This window comes from Actinomadura kijaniata, assembly GCF_014138665.1.
GTDB lineage: Bacteria > Actinomycetota > Actinomycetes > Streptosporangiales > Streptosporangiaceae > Spirillospora > Spirillospora kijaniata.
On the sequence record NZ_JACJIA010000007.1, the window covers coordinates 132,475 to 146,484 of the forward strand.

At 75.8% G+C, this 14,010-nt stretch carries 12 protein-coding genes and 1 pseudogene; 10 read left to right on the plus strand and 3 right to left on the minus strand.

What is annotated here, in order from left to right:
- Positions 1–4 precede the first annotated feature (4 nt).
- From HNR61_RS25805 to cutA, 3 genes are read left to right on the plus strand one after another with little or no spacing between them, the layout of a single operon-like run.
- On the plus strand, positions 5–868 hold the full coding sequence (locus HNR61_RS25805; protein ID WP_182845774.1) for an FAD binding domain-containing protein: 864 nt from the start codon (positions 5–7) through the stop codon (positions 866–868).
- Entirely contained in the window at positions 865–1,341 is a 477-nt protein-coding gene (locus tag HNR61_RS25810) for a (2Fe-2S)-binding protein (protein ID WP_067832337.1), read from the plus strand. The genes HNR61_RS25805 and HNR61_RS25810 overlap by 4 nt, the downstream gene beginning before the upstream one ends.
- Positions 1,341–3,722, plus strand: coding sequence for an aerobic carbon-monoxide dehydrogenase large subunit (gene cutA, locus HNR61_RS25815; RefSeq protein ID WP_182845775.1), 2,382 nt, complete (start codon positions 1,341–1,343; stop codon positions 3,720–3,722). Before HNR61_RS25810 ends, cutA begins: the two co-directional genes overlap by 1 nt.
- A gap of 352 nt (positions 3,723–4,074) precedes the next feature.
- On the opposite strand, the pseudogene HNR61_RS48210 reads toward cutA, so the two are convergent.
- Positions 4,075–4,533 (minus strand): annotated as a pseudogene (locus HNR61_RS48210) (TetR/AcrR family transcriptional regulator); the annotation flags it as partial.
- Positions 4,534–4,634: 101 nt separating this feature from the next.
- On the opposite strand from HNR61_RS48210, the gene HNR61_RS25825 reads away from it, so the two are divergent.
- Positions 4,635–5,210: a hypothetical protein gene (locus HNR61_RS25825; RefSeq protein WP_182845776.1), complete on the plus strand. Its 576-nt coding sequence runs from the start codon at positions 4,635–4,637 to the stop codon at positions 5,208–5,210.
- A gap of 37 nt (positions 5,211–5,247) precedes the next feature.
- Here the strand turns inward: HNR61_RS25825 and HNR61_RS25830 are convergent, their stop codons facing one another.
- Positions 5,248–6,318, minus strand: a complete 1,071-nt coding sequence (locus HNR61_RS25830) for an amidohydrolase family protein (protein WP_182845777.1) — start codon at positions 6,316–6,318, stop codon at positions 5,248–5,250.
- Positions 6,319–6,411: 93 nt separating this feature from the next.
- Here HNR61_RS25830 and HNR61_RS25835 point away from each other — a divergent pair, with 93 nt between their 5' ends.
- Together HNR61_RS25835 and HNR61_RS25840 are read left to right on the plus strand one after the other, a co-directional pair.
- On the plus strand, positions 6,412–6,882 hold the full coding sequence (locus HNR61_RS25835) for a MarR family winged helix-turn-helix transcriptional regulator (RefSeq protein WP_182845778.1): 471 nt from the start codon (positions 6,412–6,414) through the stop codon (positions 6,880–6,882).
- A 116-nt stretch (positions 6,883–6,998) separates the two neighbouring features.
- Positions 6,999–7,343: a MerR family transcriptional regulator gene (locus HNR61_RS25840; RefSeq protein ID WP_182845779.1), complete on the plus strand. Its 345-nt coding sequence runs from the start codon at positions 6,999–7,001 to the stop codon at positions 7,341–7,343.
- Positions 7,344–7,395: 52 nt separating this feature from the next.
- Here the strand turns inward: HNR61_RS25840 and HNR61_RS25845 are convergent, their stop codons facing one another.
- Positions 7,396–8,049 carry a TetR/AcrR family transcriptional regulator gene (locus HNR61_RS25845; RefSeq protein ID WP_182845780.1) on the minus strand — a complete coding sequence of 218 codons (654 nt, stop codon included), beginning with the start codon at positions 8,047–8,049 and terminating at the stop codon, positions 7,396–7,398.
- Between the two features lie 134 nt (positions 8,050–8,183).
- Here HNR61_RS25845 and HNR61_RS25850 point away from each other — a divergent pair, with 134 nt between their 5' ends.
- From HNR61_RS25850 to mhpA, 4 genes are read left to right on the plus strand one after another with little or no spacing between them, the layout of a single operon-like run.
- On the plus strand, positions 8,184–9,317 hold the full coding sequence (locus tag HNR61_RS25850; RefSeq protein ID WP_182845781.1) for a VOC family protein: 1,134 nt from the start codon (positions 8,184–8,186) through the stop codon (positions 9,315–9,317).
- A complete protein-coding gene (locus HNR61_RS25855) occupies positions 9,314–10,246 on the plus strand; it encodes a fumarylacetoacetate hydrolase family protein (protein ID WP_182845782.1) in 933 nt (310 codons plus the stop codon). Before HNR61_RS25850 ends, HNR61_RS25855 begins: the two co-directional genes overlap by 4 nt.
- The gene (locus HNR61_RS25860) at positions 10,243–12,132 is read left to right on the plus strand and encodes an acyl-CoA synthetase (protein ID WP_182845783.1); all 1,890 of its coding nucleotides are present in this window, start codon (positions 10,243–10,245) and stop codon (positions 12,130–12,132) included. Before HNR61_RS25855 ends, HNR61_RS25860 begins: the two co-directional genes overlap by 4 nt.
- Complete coding sequence (mhpA, locus tag HNR61_RS25865; RefSeq protein ID WP_312898099.1) at positions 12,129–13,802, plus strand: bifunctional 3-(3-hydroxy-phenyl)propionate/3-hydroxycinnamic acid hydroxylase MhpA; 1,674 nt, start codon at positions 12,129–12,131, stop codon at positions 13,800–13,802. Before HNR61_RS25860 ends, mhpA begins: the two co-directional genes overlap by 4 nt.
- Positions 13,803–14,010: the final 208 nt, after the last annotated feature.

The following is a 14,010-nucleotide window of genomic DNA, read 5'->3' on the forward strand; positions in this document are numbered from 1 at the left end:
GGCCATGAAACCTCCCCCGTTCGGATACCACGCCCCCCGGACCGTGGGGGAGGCCCTCGACGCGCTGGCGCGCGGCGCGGACGACCCGGACGGGGGCGGGACGAAGGTCCTGGCCGGGGGACAGAGCCTCATCCCGATGCTGAACATGCGGCTCGCCGCCCCCGCCGCGCTGGTCGACATCAACGGCGTCACCGAGCTGGACGGCCTGGAGGCCACCGCCGAGGGCGTGCGGGTGGGGGCGCTGGCGCGGCACTCGCGGGTGGAGCGGTCGGCCCCGGCCGCGCGCGTCCAGCCGCTGCTGCGGCGCGCGCTGCGGCACGTGGCCCACCCCGTGATCCGCAACCGGGGCACGGTCGTCGGCAGCCTCGTCCACGCCGACCCCGCCGCCGAGCTGCCCGCCGTGCTGGCGCTGCTCGGCGGCACCGTGGAGCTCGCCTCGGCGGCGGGCCGCCGCACCGTCCGCGCCCGCGACTTCTTCCGCGGGCCGCTGGAACCGGCGCTGGAGCCCGGCGAGCTGGCGGTGGCGGCGTTCTTCCCGGCCCGGCCGCCCGGCACCGGCGTCGCGTTCGCCGAGTTCGCGCGGCGGCACGGCGACTACGCCCTGGCCGGGGTCGCCGCGCTGGCCGCCGTGGACGGGCGCGGTGAGGTCGCCTCGGTGCGCGCGGCGTTCCTGGGCGTGGCGGGCGTCCCGCTGGTGCTGGACCTGACCGGGCCCGCCACCACCGGGCGGGTCGCCGCCGCCGTCCGCGACCGCCTCGACCCCGAGGCCGACCTGCACGCCAGCGCCGACTACCGCCGCCACCTGGCCGGGGTGCTGGCCGAACGCGCCGTCACCGAGGCGACCACCGAAGCGCGGGAGGACCGGTGAGCGAGCCGACGTTCCCCATCGAGCTGACCGTCAACGGCGTCCTCCGCGAGGCCCGCGCGCCCGCCCGGCGGCTGCTGTCGGACTTCCTGCGCCACGACCTCGGCCTCACCGGCACGCACGTCGGCTGCGAGCACGGGGTGTGCGGGTGCTGCACGGTCCTGCTGGACGGCGACCCGGTGCGGTCGTGCCTGACGTTCGCCGTCACGGTCGCCGGGCACGAGATCACCACCGTGGAGGGGCTGGCCGGGCCGGGCGGGGAGCCGTCGACGGTGCAGCGGGCGTTCCACGAGGAGCACGCGTTGCAGTGCGGCTTCTGCACGCCGGGGTTCCTGTGCACGGTCACGGCGCTGCTGCGCGACACCCCGCACCCCACCGACGCGGAGATCCTGGAGGGGATCTCGGGCAACCTGTGCCGCTGCACCGGCTACCAGAACATCGTCAGGGCGGTCCGCCGCGCCGCCGGGGAGGCGTGATGTTCGGAGACCCCGTCGCCCGCCGCGAGGACCCCCGCCTGCTCACCGGGCGGGGCCGCTTCCTGGACGACCTCGGGCGGAACGCGCTGGCCGCCGCGTTCGTCCGCTCCCCGCACGCCCACGCCCGCATCCTCGACATCGACGTCGCCGGCGCTCTGGACGTGGACGGCCTGGTCGCCGTCTACACCTGGGAGGACCTGCCGGGACGCGTCGGCGAGCCGCTGCCGCTGCTGATCCCGCACCCGGCGCTCACCCACGGCCGCACCGGGTACCCCCTGGCCCGCGACGTCGTCCGGCACGTGGGGGAGCCGGTCGCGATGGTCGTGGCGCGCGACCGCTACCTGGCCGAGGACGCCGCCGGACGCGTCCGCGTCGAGTACGGGACGCTGCCCGCCGTCGTCGGCCTGGAGAACGCGGCCGCCGCCGAGCACCTGGTCCACGACGACGTGCCGGGCAACGTCGGCGCGGTGCTGCGGCAGGAGACCGGCGACGTGGACGCCGCGATCGCCGCCGCCCCGCACGTCCTGGAGTTCCGGCTCGACATCGAGCGCAGCGCGTCGACGCCCCTGGAGGGGCGCGGGGTGTACGCGCGGTGGGACGCCGACGACGGCTCCCTGCGCGTCTACTCCTCCACCCAGACCTCCACCAGCGTCCGCGCCGCCGTCGCGACCAAGCTGGAGCTGCCGCCCGGGAAGGTCGAGGTGATCGCCCCCGACGTCGGCGGCGGCTTCGGCGTGAAGATCGTCCACCCGTGGCCGGAGGAGATCCTGGTCCCCTGGGCGGCCCGGCTGCTGGACCGCGAGATCAAGTGGACCGAGGACCGCCGCGAGCACTTCGTCGCCTCCGCGCACGAGCGCGCCCAGATCCAGCACGTCCGGGTCGGCTTCGACGAGGCGGGCCGGGTGCTCGGCCTGGACGTGCGGATCCTGCACGACCACGGCGCCTACACCCCGTACGGGATCATCATCCCGATCGTCACCTCGACCCAGCTGCTCGGCCCCTACAGGATCGGCGCGTACCGGGCGGAGGTGACCAGCCTCTACACCAACACCCTCATCGTCACGCCCTACCGGGGCGCGGGGCGCCCGCAGGGGGTGTTCTGCATGGAGCGGACGATGGACCGCATCGCCCGCCACCTGGGCCGCGACCGCACCGAGGTCCGCGCCGCCAACCTCATCCGGCCCGACGAGTTCCCCTACGACCAGGGGCTGACGTTCCAGGACGGCCGCCCGCTGATCTACGACTCGGGCGACTACCCCGGGCTGCTCGCCAAGATCAAGGACCTCATCGGCTGGGACGGCTTCGCCGCGCTGCGGGCGGCCGACCCGTCCCGCCGCCTCGGCATCGGCCTGGCCTGCTACGTCGAGGGGACGGGCGTCGGCCCCTACGAGGGCGGCCATGTCGAGATCGACCCGACCGGCCGCGTCCACGTCTCCACCGGCCTGACCTCCCAGGGGCAGGGGCACCAGACGGCGTTCGCGCAGATCGCCGCCGCCGAGCTGGGCGTCCCGCTCCAGGACGTGCACGTGGTCACCGGCGACACCCGGCGCTTCGGCTACGCGGTGGGGACGTTCGCCTCCCGCGCGGCGGTCATGAGCGGCAACGCCATCGCGCTGGCCTGCCGCCGCGTCCGCGCCAAGGCGCTGCGCGTCGCGGGCGAGGCGCTGGAGGCGGACCCGGCCGACCTGGAGATCACCGACGGGGTGGTGCACGTCCGGGGCGACCGCTCGGCCGGGCTCCCGCTGCGCACGGTCGCGGTGCTGTCCAACCCGCTGCGCTACTCCTTCGACGCCGAGTCGGCGGTGGCCACGCAGTTCGCGGTGGGCGGCAGCCCCGACGAGCCGCCCGTCCCGCCGGGCGAGGAGCCGGGGCTGGAGGGGCGCGACTACTACTCGCCGGTGCGCTCGACGTTCGCCGCCGGGATGCACGCCGCGATCGTCGAGACCGACCCCGACACCGCCGAGGTCCGCGTGCTGCGGTACGCGGTCGTCCACGACTGCGGGCGCCTGATCAACCCGCGGATCGTGGAGGGCCAGATCCACGGGGGAGTGGCGCAGGGCATCGCCGGGGCGCTGTACGAGCGGATGGCCTACGACGCGTCGGGCCAGCTGGTGAACGCGTCGTTCATGGACTTCCTGATGCCGTACGCGACGGAGATCCCGCCCATCGAGACCGACCACCAGGAGACGCCCTCCCCGCTGAACCCGCTCGGGGTCAAGGGCGCGGGCGAGGCGGGCGTCATCCCGGTCTCGGCGGTGATCGCGGCGGCCGTCGAGGACGCCGAGGGCATCGAGGTGAGCGCGATGCCGCTGTCCCCGGACGACCTGTTCCACCTGCGGCGACGCGCCGCGGGCAGGTGTCGCCCGGAACCACCGGGGTAGGGCTCGTCTCCCTGCAGTGATCAAGGAGGCAGCGATGAGCGACCAGTGGCCCGAGCGCGACGACCGCACCGACACCAGCCCCGGCGCCCAGTCCGGCAGCGAGGACCTGCCGCACGACCGGACGGTGCCGGGCACCGAGAGCGCCACCGAGGGCTACGAGACCGAGGGCGGCACCCGGCACGGCGACCCGCTGGCCGGCGTCGAGGCCGACGAGGGGGCCGAGGGGGACACCACTAGCCGGTGACGGGGCCCGCGCGCTCCCCCGGCGGGTCCAGGCGCCCGCGAGCAGCGCCCGGTGCGTGAACCGCGCGAGGCGTCCGGGCAGCCCGCCGGGGGCGAGGCGGGCCATGACCACCCATGACAGCGCCGTGCCGGCGAACACGGCGTGGAACAGGTCCGGGTCGGGCGGCCGGGGCAGCTCCCCGCGCCGCACCGCCCGTTCGAGCAGCGCGGTCTCGCCCGCGCCTTCGGGCCCGGTGACCAGGGCGGCGAACCGTTCGAGCAGCGCGGGGTCGCCGTCGATGTCGGCGAGCAGGCCGATCAGCGTCTCGGCGACCGCCGGGGCGCCCAGGCGGGCGACGGCGCTCCCGGCCAGCGCCGCCAGGTCGCCCGGCAGCGAGCCGGTGTCGGGGACCGGCGGCGCCCCCTCCCGCGCGATCGCGGCGAGGATCATCTCCTGCTTGGAGGCGTGGCGGCGGTAGATCGCGGCCTTGCCGATCCCGGCCCGCGCGGCGACGCCGTCCACCGTGAGCCCCGCGTAGCCCGTCTCGGCCAGCAGCGCGCGGGTGGCGGTGAGGATCGCCTCGTCCACCCGGCCCTCCCGGGGCGGCTGACCCGTTGCCCTGGGTTGGTCACCGTGCCACTATACGATACCGAGAGATCCGAAACTTTCGGTTCCATAAAGGAGGCACGGTGACGACGCTGGCCGACCGGTTCCTGCCCGACCCGGACTTCTCCGAGACCCACCAGATCACCGTCCGGGTGCCGCCCGAGGTCGTCTGGGCCGCCCACCGCGCGGGGGGCGTCACCCTCGGGCGCCCCGCGCGTGCACTGATCGCGGCGCGCAGCCTGATCGCCCGCGCCCGGAACGGCCGCGCGCAGAGCGACCTGCCGACCGGGCCCGGCGCGTTCGTCGCGCTCGCCGAGGAGGCTCCCCGCGAGGTCGTGGAGGGCCTGGTCGGGCAGTGGTGGAGGTTCGGCGCGTCGGCCAACCGGGCCGAGGTCGACGGGCCCGAACGGTTCCTGGACTTCGCCGAGCCCGGCTACGGCAAGGCGGTGTTCTGCCTGCGCTTCCTGCCGTCCGGCGACGGCACCCGCATCGTCACCGAGACCAGGGTGACCTGCACCGACGCGGCCGCCCGCCGGGCGATGGGGCGCTACTGGCTGCTGATCCGCCCGTTCAGCGGGCTCATCCGGATCATGATGCTGCGCGACCTGGCCGCCCGCGCCCGCCGCCTCGCCACCACCGGCGGCGCGGAGACGCGCTGAGCCGGGGCCCGGTCCGGCGGCGGGGCGCGGGACGGCGTCAGGCCGTGCGGGCCAGCCGTTCGGAGAGGCGCGGGAGGAGGCGCAGGGCGTTGCCCCGGTTGACGGCCCGGTACGCGCGGTCGTCCAGGGCGGGATCCCGGTCGAGCGCGGTGGTGTTGAGGGCGACCTCGCGGGCCGAGTTGGCCGGCCAGTCGGTGCCGTACAGCACGCGCTCGGCGCCGGCCGCGCCGAGCAGCGAGGGGGTCGCGTACGGCGACATCGGCAGGGCGGTGTCGTAGTGGAAGCGCCGCAGCGCGGAACGGACCCTGGCGGGGGAGGGGCCCCCGTCCTCCCTGCCCCACCGCTCGGCCCGGCCCGCCATGTACGGCAGGAACCCTCCGCCGTGGGACAGGATGACCGACACGTGGCGGTACCGCTCCAGGGTCCCGGCCGCGATCAGGCTGAGCGCCGTACGGGTGGTGTCCAGCAGGAAGTCGGCGAGCCAGTCGCCGACGGCCGGGACCTCGACGATGCCCCTGGGCGCGAACGGGTGGGTGAACACCACGGCGCGGCGCCGGTCGAGCTCGGCGAACAGCGGCTCGAACATCCGGTCGCCGAGGTAACGGCCGGCCGCGGAGGTGTTCAGCAGCACCCCGTCCGCGCCCAGCTCGTCGAGGGCGTACGCGATCTGCTCCAGCGCCAGGTCCGGGTGGAGCATGGCGACGTTGGCGAAGAAGCCGAAACGGGTGGGCCGGTCCCGCGCCAGCTCGGCCAGCGACTCGTTGCACACCCGCACGCCGGACGCGGCGACGCCACGGTCCCGGAACACCTCGGCGGGGACGGGCGCGGACGCGACACCGGCGGCGATGCCGTTGGCGTCCATGGTCGCCAGCGTGCTCGGCAGGGTCCACCGGGCCCACCGGGGCACGTCGTCCGCGGGGATGAGGCCCTGCTCCACGGCCCAGGCGCGCATCTTCGGCGGCACGGCGTGGTGGTGCGTGTCGATCCTGCCGACGGCGGGCCTGCGTCCGCGGTGGGCGCCCCCGTGCGCGGCGGGCGCCGTCCAGGACAGCCCCAGGGCGGCCAGCCCCGAGGCGTGCAGGGCGCGCCGGCGGGTGATGTCGGACATGCCGATCTCCTCTCGACCATCGATCGCCGCCCATTCGGCACCATATAAGAAAATCTCAACTGAGACTATATCGAGTGCCCCTAAGATGGGCGGGTGCCCGATGACCCGCTCGAACGGCTCCTGACCCGAAGCGACGACCCCGGCCTGCGGCATGTGGGGCTCGGCATGCTGCTGGCCTCCGCGCACAACCGCAGCCGCGCCGTCCTCAACGAGGGCCTGCGACCGCTGGGGATCGACGTCCGGGGCTTCGGCGTGCTGCTGGCCCTGGACACCTGCGGGTCCTCCAGCCAGCGCGCCCTCATCGACCGCGTCGGGATGGACAAGTCCGCCATGGTCCGGCTCGTCGACGAGTTGGAACACGGCGGCCTGGTCAGGCGCGAACGCGCACCGCACGACCGGCGCGCGTACGCGGTCGTGATGACCGCCGACGGCGAGCGGACCCTCGCCGCGGCGCGGAGGGTCGCCGCCGACGTCGGCGAGCGCCTCTTCGGCCGCCTCCGCCCCGCCGAACGCGACCAGCTGGTGAACCTCCTGAGCCTGCTGGCCGAACCCCCCGCTCCGTGACGCGCGCCCGGCGTCGCCGCGCCGACGGCCGGGCGACCTCGTTGAGGGCTTCCCCGCGAGTTACGCTGGAATCCCCTTTGAGGTGAAGGCCGAGTGCCGGTATCAGGGGGTATACGGTGCGGATCGGGCAACTCGCGCAACGCGCCGGAGTCAGCGTGCGCGCGCTGCGCTACTACGAGGAGCAGAACCTGCTCACCCCCGAACGCACCCCATCGGGCCAGCGCGTGTACACCGAGGACGCGGTCGAACTGGTGCGCCTCTTCCAGCGCTTCTACGCGGCCGGACTCGGCAGCCGCGCCATCGCGGCACTGCTGCCCTGCCTGGACAGCGGCCGCGCCACCCCCGAGCAGCGCCGCATGCTCCAGACCGAACGCGACCGCCTCGCGACCCGCATCGAGGACCTGACCGAAGTCCTCACCCGCCTCGACGAAATCCTCGCCACCACCGACGACCCCACCTGACCGACGGCAACGGCCGGGCGGGCCCCGCGCTCCCGTCAGGACGTCCGGCGTCTCACGCGGCGGTGTCGTGGTGGGGGAGGTCGGGGAGGGGGCGGCGGCAGAGGTCCCGGGCCTCGTCGGGGGAGAGGCCGAGCATGCGGAGCAGGTCCTCGGTGACCCGGTCGGTGGCCTCGGCGTCGTCGCGTTCGGGGTGGGCGTGCAGGAACCGGCCGAGGCACAGCGCCGAGCCCGCCACGGTGACCATGGCCAGGTCGGGGTCGGGCGCGTGGAACCGGCCGGCGCGGGCCGCGGCCTCGATGTCGCGGCGGGCGCGCGGGGCCAGGCCGCTGTCGGAGGCGACCAGGGCGAGGCCGTGGCTGAGCAGGATCTTGCTCAGCTCGGGCCGGCGGCGGTGCAGGCGTCCGGTCAGGCGGAAGCTCTGCGCGAAGGCGTGGGCGGGGTCGTCCAGGTCGGCGGTGAGCTCGTCCAGCAGGGCGCCGTGCCGGTCCAGGGCGTCGGCGACGGCGGCCTGGAAGAGCTCCTCCTTGTCGGCGAAGTGGTTGTAGAACGACCCCATCCCCACGTCCGCCGCCCGGGTGATCTCCAGGATCGCCACGTTCGTCCGGCCCTCCGCGATGAGGGCCTGGGCCGCGCGGACGAGCGCGGCGCGGGTGCGCGCCTTGCGGCGGGCCAGGCGGCCCGGGGCGTCCCGCTCCGGCTCGGCCATGCCTGCTCCCCTCCCCGCGGTCGGACCGGTCCCACCCTGCCACAGCGCTCAGTGATGACGAAATCGTCAGAAACGCTTGACTGATGAAGTGCTCATGACTGACGATTTCATCAGAAATGAGAAGGGGGTGGGCGGTGACCGACCGGCGTGACCCGCATACCGATCTGCACAGCGAACGGGGCGCCCTGCGCGGCGAGCATCCCGGCCGGGCGAGGGACCCGGTGGTGAAGGTGCGCGACCTGGCGTGGCTGGAGTTCCGCAAGCCCGACCTGGACCGGGCCGAACGGTTCGCCCTCGCCTTCGGCTTCACGACCCTGCTGCGCACCGCCGACGAGCTGCACCTGCGCGGCACGGACCCGGGGGCGCCGTGCGTGCTCGTCCGCCGGGGGCCCCGGTCGCGGTTCGTCGGCCCCGCCTTCCTGGCCGCCGACCAGCAGGACGTGCTGCGGCTCGCGGAGGCGACCGGGCGGGCGATCGCCCCGCTGCCCGAGAGCCTGGGCGGCGTCACGGTCGACCTGGCGGACCCGAACGGGGCGCGGGTGCGCGTCGTCTCCGACACCCTCGTCCACCCCGGGCTGCCGGAACAGCGGCCGCTCACGATCAACGCCGGGCACGGCGCCGCCCGGACCAACGCCGCCCAGCGCCCGCCGCGCGAACCGGCCCGGGTGCGGCGGCTCGGCCACGTCGTGCTCCAGACCACCCGCTACCTGGAGACGCTGAACTGGTACCTGGAGCACCTGGGCCTGATCGTCAGCGACTTCCTGTACTTCCCCGGGCAGCGCGACCGCGGCCCGGTCATGAGCTTCGTCCGCTGCGACCGCGGCCGCACGCCGGCCGACCACCACACGCTGGCCCTGGCGCTCGGCCCGGCCGACCGGTACGTGCACTCGGCCTACCAGGTCGCCGACCTGGACGCGCTGGCCGCCGGCGGCGAGTACCTGCGCGAACGGGGCTACCGGCGCTCCTGGGGCATCGGCCGGCACATCCAGGGCAGCCAGATCTTCGACTACTGGCGCGACCCGGACGGGTTCCTGGTCGAGCACTTCAGCGACGGGGACCTGTTCGACCACACCCTCGAACCCGGCTGGGCGCCGATGACCGCCTCCGGCCTGGCCCAGTGGGGGCCGCCCGCCACCCGGGACTTCCTCGGCGTCAGCCCCGGCCGGGACGCGCTGCGCGAGCTGCGCGCGATGCTCGGCGCGCTGCGCGAGGACAACGAGTTCGACCTCCACCGCCTTCGCGGCCTGCTGAAAGTGGCCACCTCATGAGCATCTCCGTCCTCCGCACCGCCGACGCCTGGTACGCGGTCACCCCCTCGGGCGCCGCCCCGATCGACACCGCCGCCGATTCCACCGCGCGGCTGCTCGCCGACCGGGAGGCGATCGACGCCGCCGCCGCGGGCGCCGCCACCGTTCCCGTCGAGGAGCTGTCGCTCGTCTCGCCGGTCACCGCGCCCTGCCGGGTGGTCGCGCAGATGACGAACTTCGCCTCGCACGCCGCCGACGCGGGCCTGGACCCGAAGGCGGTGCCGCTGACGTTCTTCCGCAAGTCGTCCGGCTCGATCAGCGGCCCCCGCGAGGACATCGTCAGGCCCGCGCACGTCCGGCTGCTGGACTACGAGGTGGAGATCGGCCTCGTCATCGGCCGTCCCGTGCCGGTCGGCGCCGCGGTCGACGACCTGGCCGACGCGGTCGCCGGGCTGGTGGTCGCCAACGACGTCTCCGCGCGCGACCTGCAACTCCCCAAGACGCAGTTCTACGAGTCGAAGTCCTACCCGACCTTCACCCCGGTCGGCCCGGCGCTGGTGCTGCTGGACGCCGACGAGCTGAGGCGGTTCGCCGACCTGCGGCTGAGGCTGCGCGTCAACGGCGAGCCCCGCCAGGACCGGACCGCGGCCGACATGATCCACCGGCCGGTCGAGGCGCTGCGCGCGCTGGCCCGCTTCCAGCGGCTCGACCCCGGTGACCTGCTGCTGACCGGCACCCCCGTCGGCACCGCCCTGAGCGCGCCGCCCAAGCCCGTCCAGAAGCTCTCCTCGCTGCTGCCCGACGCGACCCGCTGGCGGCTGTTCTTCAAGACCGAAGCACGTAATCCCCGCTACCTGCGGGACGGCGACGTCGTCGAGGCCTCGGTCGCCACCGACGACGGCGCGATCGACCTGGGCACGCAGCGCACGACCGTGAGGGACGCCCGATGACCGACGACCTGCTGTGGCCCGCCTACACCGGACCGGACGACCTGGCGGACATCGAGGCCGTGCCGCTGGAGGCGCGCGGCCTGCCCGGGTCCACCTACGCGCTGCTCGCGCGGGCCGCGACCCGGTGGCCCGGCCGCACCGCCCTCACCGTCCTGCCGGAGGCCGCCCGCTGGCGGGAGCCGCTGCGCCGGACCTTCGCCGAGCTGCTGGCCGACGTCCACCGGTACGCGAACGCGCTGCGCGCCCTCGGCGTGCGGCGGGGCGACACGGTCGCCCTGACGGCGCCCAACTGCGCCGAGCTGATCACCGCCACGCTCGCCGCGCAGCTCGCCGGGATCGCGGCCCCGCTGAACGGGAACCTGTCGCGCGACCACCTCGCCGGGCTCGCCCGCCGCTCGGGCGCGCGCGTGCTGGTGACCGCCGGGCCCGAACTCGCCCCGGACACCTGGGACGCCGCTCGGGCGCTCGCCGCCGACGGCCCGCTGGAGGCCGTCCTGGCGCTCCGCCCCACCGGGGCGCGCGGCGCCCCCGCGCCCCTGCCCGGCATCGACGGCGTGCGCGTCGGGTACCTGGAGGAACTGGCCGCCGCCGAGGACGCGGCCGCGTTCGGCGGCGACCCGCCCGCCCCGTCGGACCTGGCCGCGCTGTTCCACACCGGCGGCACCACCGGCGCCCCCAAGCTGGCCGCGCACACGCACGCCAACCAGGTCGCCGACGCCTGGATGCTGGCCGCCGACTCCTGGTTCGACGACGACGCGGCGGTGTTCGCGGCTCTGCCGCTGTTCCACGTCAACGCGCTCGTGGTCACCGTGCTGGCCCCGCTGTTCCGGGGGCAGGGCGCGGTGTGGGCCGGTCCGCTCGGCTACCGCGACCCGGCGCTGTACGGCGCGTACTGGAAGATCGTCGAGCACTACCGGATCGCCGCGATGAGCGCGGTGCCCACCGTGTACGCCGTTCTCGCGCAGTGCCCGGTCGACGCCGACATCGGCAGCCTGCGGCTCGCCGCGGTGGGCGCCTCGCCGCTGCCCGGCGCGGTCCGGGACGGCTTCCAGGCCCACACCGGCGTGCCCCTGGTCGAGGGGTACGGGCTGACCGAGGCGACCTGCGCCAGCGCGCGCGGGTTCCCCGGCGCGCCGCGGCCCGGGACGGTCGGGCAGCGCCTGCCCTACCAGCGCATCAAGGCGGTGCGGATCGGCGCGGACGGCGCGTGGCGGGACCTGCCCGCCGGGGAGACCGGCGTGCTGGCGATCAGCGGCCCGGCGGTCTTCCCCGGCTACGTCACCGGGCACGACGGGCACGGCCCCGTCCTGGACGGCCTCGGCGCGCTGGTCGACGGCTGGCTGGACACCGGGGACCTCGGCAGCGTCGACGCCGACGGGTTCGTCCACCTCGCCGGGCGGGCCAAGGACCTCATCATCCGCGGCGGCCACAACATCGACCCGGCCGTCATCGAGGACGCCCTGCTCGCCCACCCGCAGGTCACCGGGGCCGGCGCGGACGGACGGCCCGACGCCCGCGCCGGTGAGGTCCCCGTCGCCTACGTGACCCTCGCGCCCGGCGCCGGGGTGACCGGGCCGGAGCTGCGCGCCTGGGCGAGCGAGCGGATCACCGAGCCCGCCGCCGTCCCGAAGGCCGTCACCGTCGTCGACGCGCTGCCCCTCACCGACGTCGGCAAGCCGTACAAGCCCGCGCTGCGCGCGGACGCCGCCCGCGACGAGCTGCTCGGGGCGCTCGACGGGACGCCCGGCGTCCACGACGTCGAGACCGCCGTCCACGACGGATCCGTCACGGCGGTCGTGAAGGTCTCCGCGCCGGCCGACCAGACGGCCGTCGAGGCGGTCCTCGGCCGCTACGCGCTCGGATGGCGCCTGGAGGTGACGCCGTGACGACGGTGCCCGTGGTCGTCGTCGGCGCGGGCCCCACCGGCCTGACCGCCGCGACCCTGCTCGGCCGGTACGGCGTCGAGTGCCTGGTCCTCGACCGCTGGGAGTCGATCTACCCGCGGCCCCGGGCCGTCGCCCTCGACGAGGAGGTCCACCGCGTCCTCGCCCGCCTCGGGGTCGGCGCGGAGTTCGCCGCGATCTCCCGCCCGTGCCCGGGGCTGCGCCTGCTCGACCGGACCGGGCGCGTGCTGGCCGAGTTCCGGCGCGCGACGGTGAACGGCAGGCACGGCCACCCCGAGTCCAGCCTGTTCGACCAGCCCGAGCTGGAGGCGCTCCTGCGGGCCAACCTCGAGCGCCACCCCACCGTCACCCTCCGGGGCGGCGCGGAGGTCACCGCCCTGACCCAGGACGCCGGCGGCGTGCGGCTCGACGTCACCGACCGGGCCACCGGGGAGCGCCTCCCGGTCCACGCGCGCCACGTCCTGGGGTGCGACGGCGCCAACAGCCTGACCAGGTCCGCGATCGGCGCCACCATGCGGGACCTGGACTTCGCGCAACGCTGGCTCGTCGTGGACGTGGCCACCACCGCCGACCTCGGCGCGTGGGAGGGCGTCCACCAGGTCTGCCACCCGGTCCGCGCCGCCACCTACATGCGCGTCGGAGAGACCCGCCACCGCTGGGAGTTCCGGCTGGCGCCCGGCGAGACCGCCGACGACTACCGCACGATGGACCGGCTGCACCCGCTGATCGCCCCGTGGACCGGGGACGTGCCCGCCTCGCGGCTGGAGGTCGTGCGGGTGGCCGAGTACACCTTCCGGGCGCGGATCGCCGACCGGTGGCGCGACCGCCGGGTGTTCCTGCTCGGCGACGCCGCCCACCTCACCCCGCCGTTCATCGGCCAGGGCATGGGCGCGGGGATGCGCGACGCGGCCAACCTCGCCTGGAAGCTCGCCGGGGTGCTCGCCGGGACCCTGCCCGAGACCTCGCTCGACAGCTACGAGGCCGAACGCGAGCCCCACGCCCGCGCCATGATCCGGACGGCCAAGCTGGTCGGCGTCGCGATGACCGAGGGCGGCGGGCTCGGCGACCTGCTGCGCCGCGTGGTGGCGCCGCGCCTGCACCTGGTGCCCGGCCTCGGGGACCAGGTCCGGCACGGCGAGACCCCCGCGCTGCGCCGGTCCGCCCTGGTGGCGCGGCCGCCGCTGCGCCGCGGCCTGGCGGGCGGGCTGTGCCCGAACGCGCCGCTGGGCGACGGCCGCCGCCTCGACGACGTGGCCGCGGGCCGCTTCGCGGTCGTCACGGCCACCGCGCCGTCCCCCTGGCAGCGGGCCGAGATCGAGCGGCGCGGAGCGGCGCTCGTCCACGTCCGGCCGGGCGACGCCCTGCACCGCTGGCTGCGGCGGGGCCGCGCCGACGCCGCCCTCGTCCGCCCCGACGGCACGGTCCTGCGCGCCGGGCGCCACCTGGCCGCGCTCCACACCACCCTGCCCGCCTTCGGCGCGGGCCTCCACCCGACCGCCCCCGGGCCGCGCGGCCACGGCGCCGAGGCGCCCCGCTCCACCTGGGTCCGCCCCGACCGCTTCGTCGCCCGGCGCGCCCACGAGAGCACCGGCCCGCTGAACGACCTGCTCCGGGTCCTCGGACGGATCCTCGACGGGGAGGAGGCACCCTGAGACCCCTCCGTCAGTCCTCGCAGAGCGAGGGGCGCGGGTTGGTGAGGCCGTCGTGGCAGTCCTCCGGCGCGAAGGCGGCGGTCTCGTTGCCGCCCCGGGCCGCCAGGTGTGGAGGACGCGGTCGCCGCTCCGGACGGAACGGCCATCCCCGACCCTGGTCGCGGGAGCGGTCCCGTATCGCCCGGCAAGGGAGGACCTGTGCGGACCG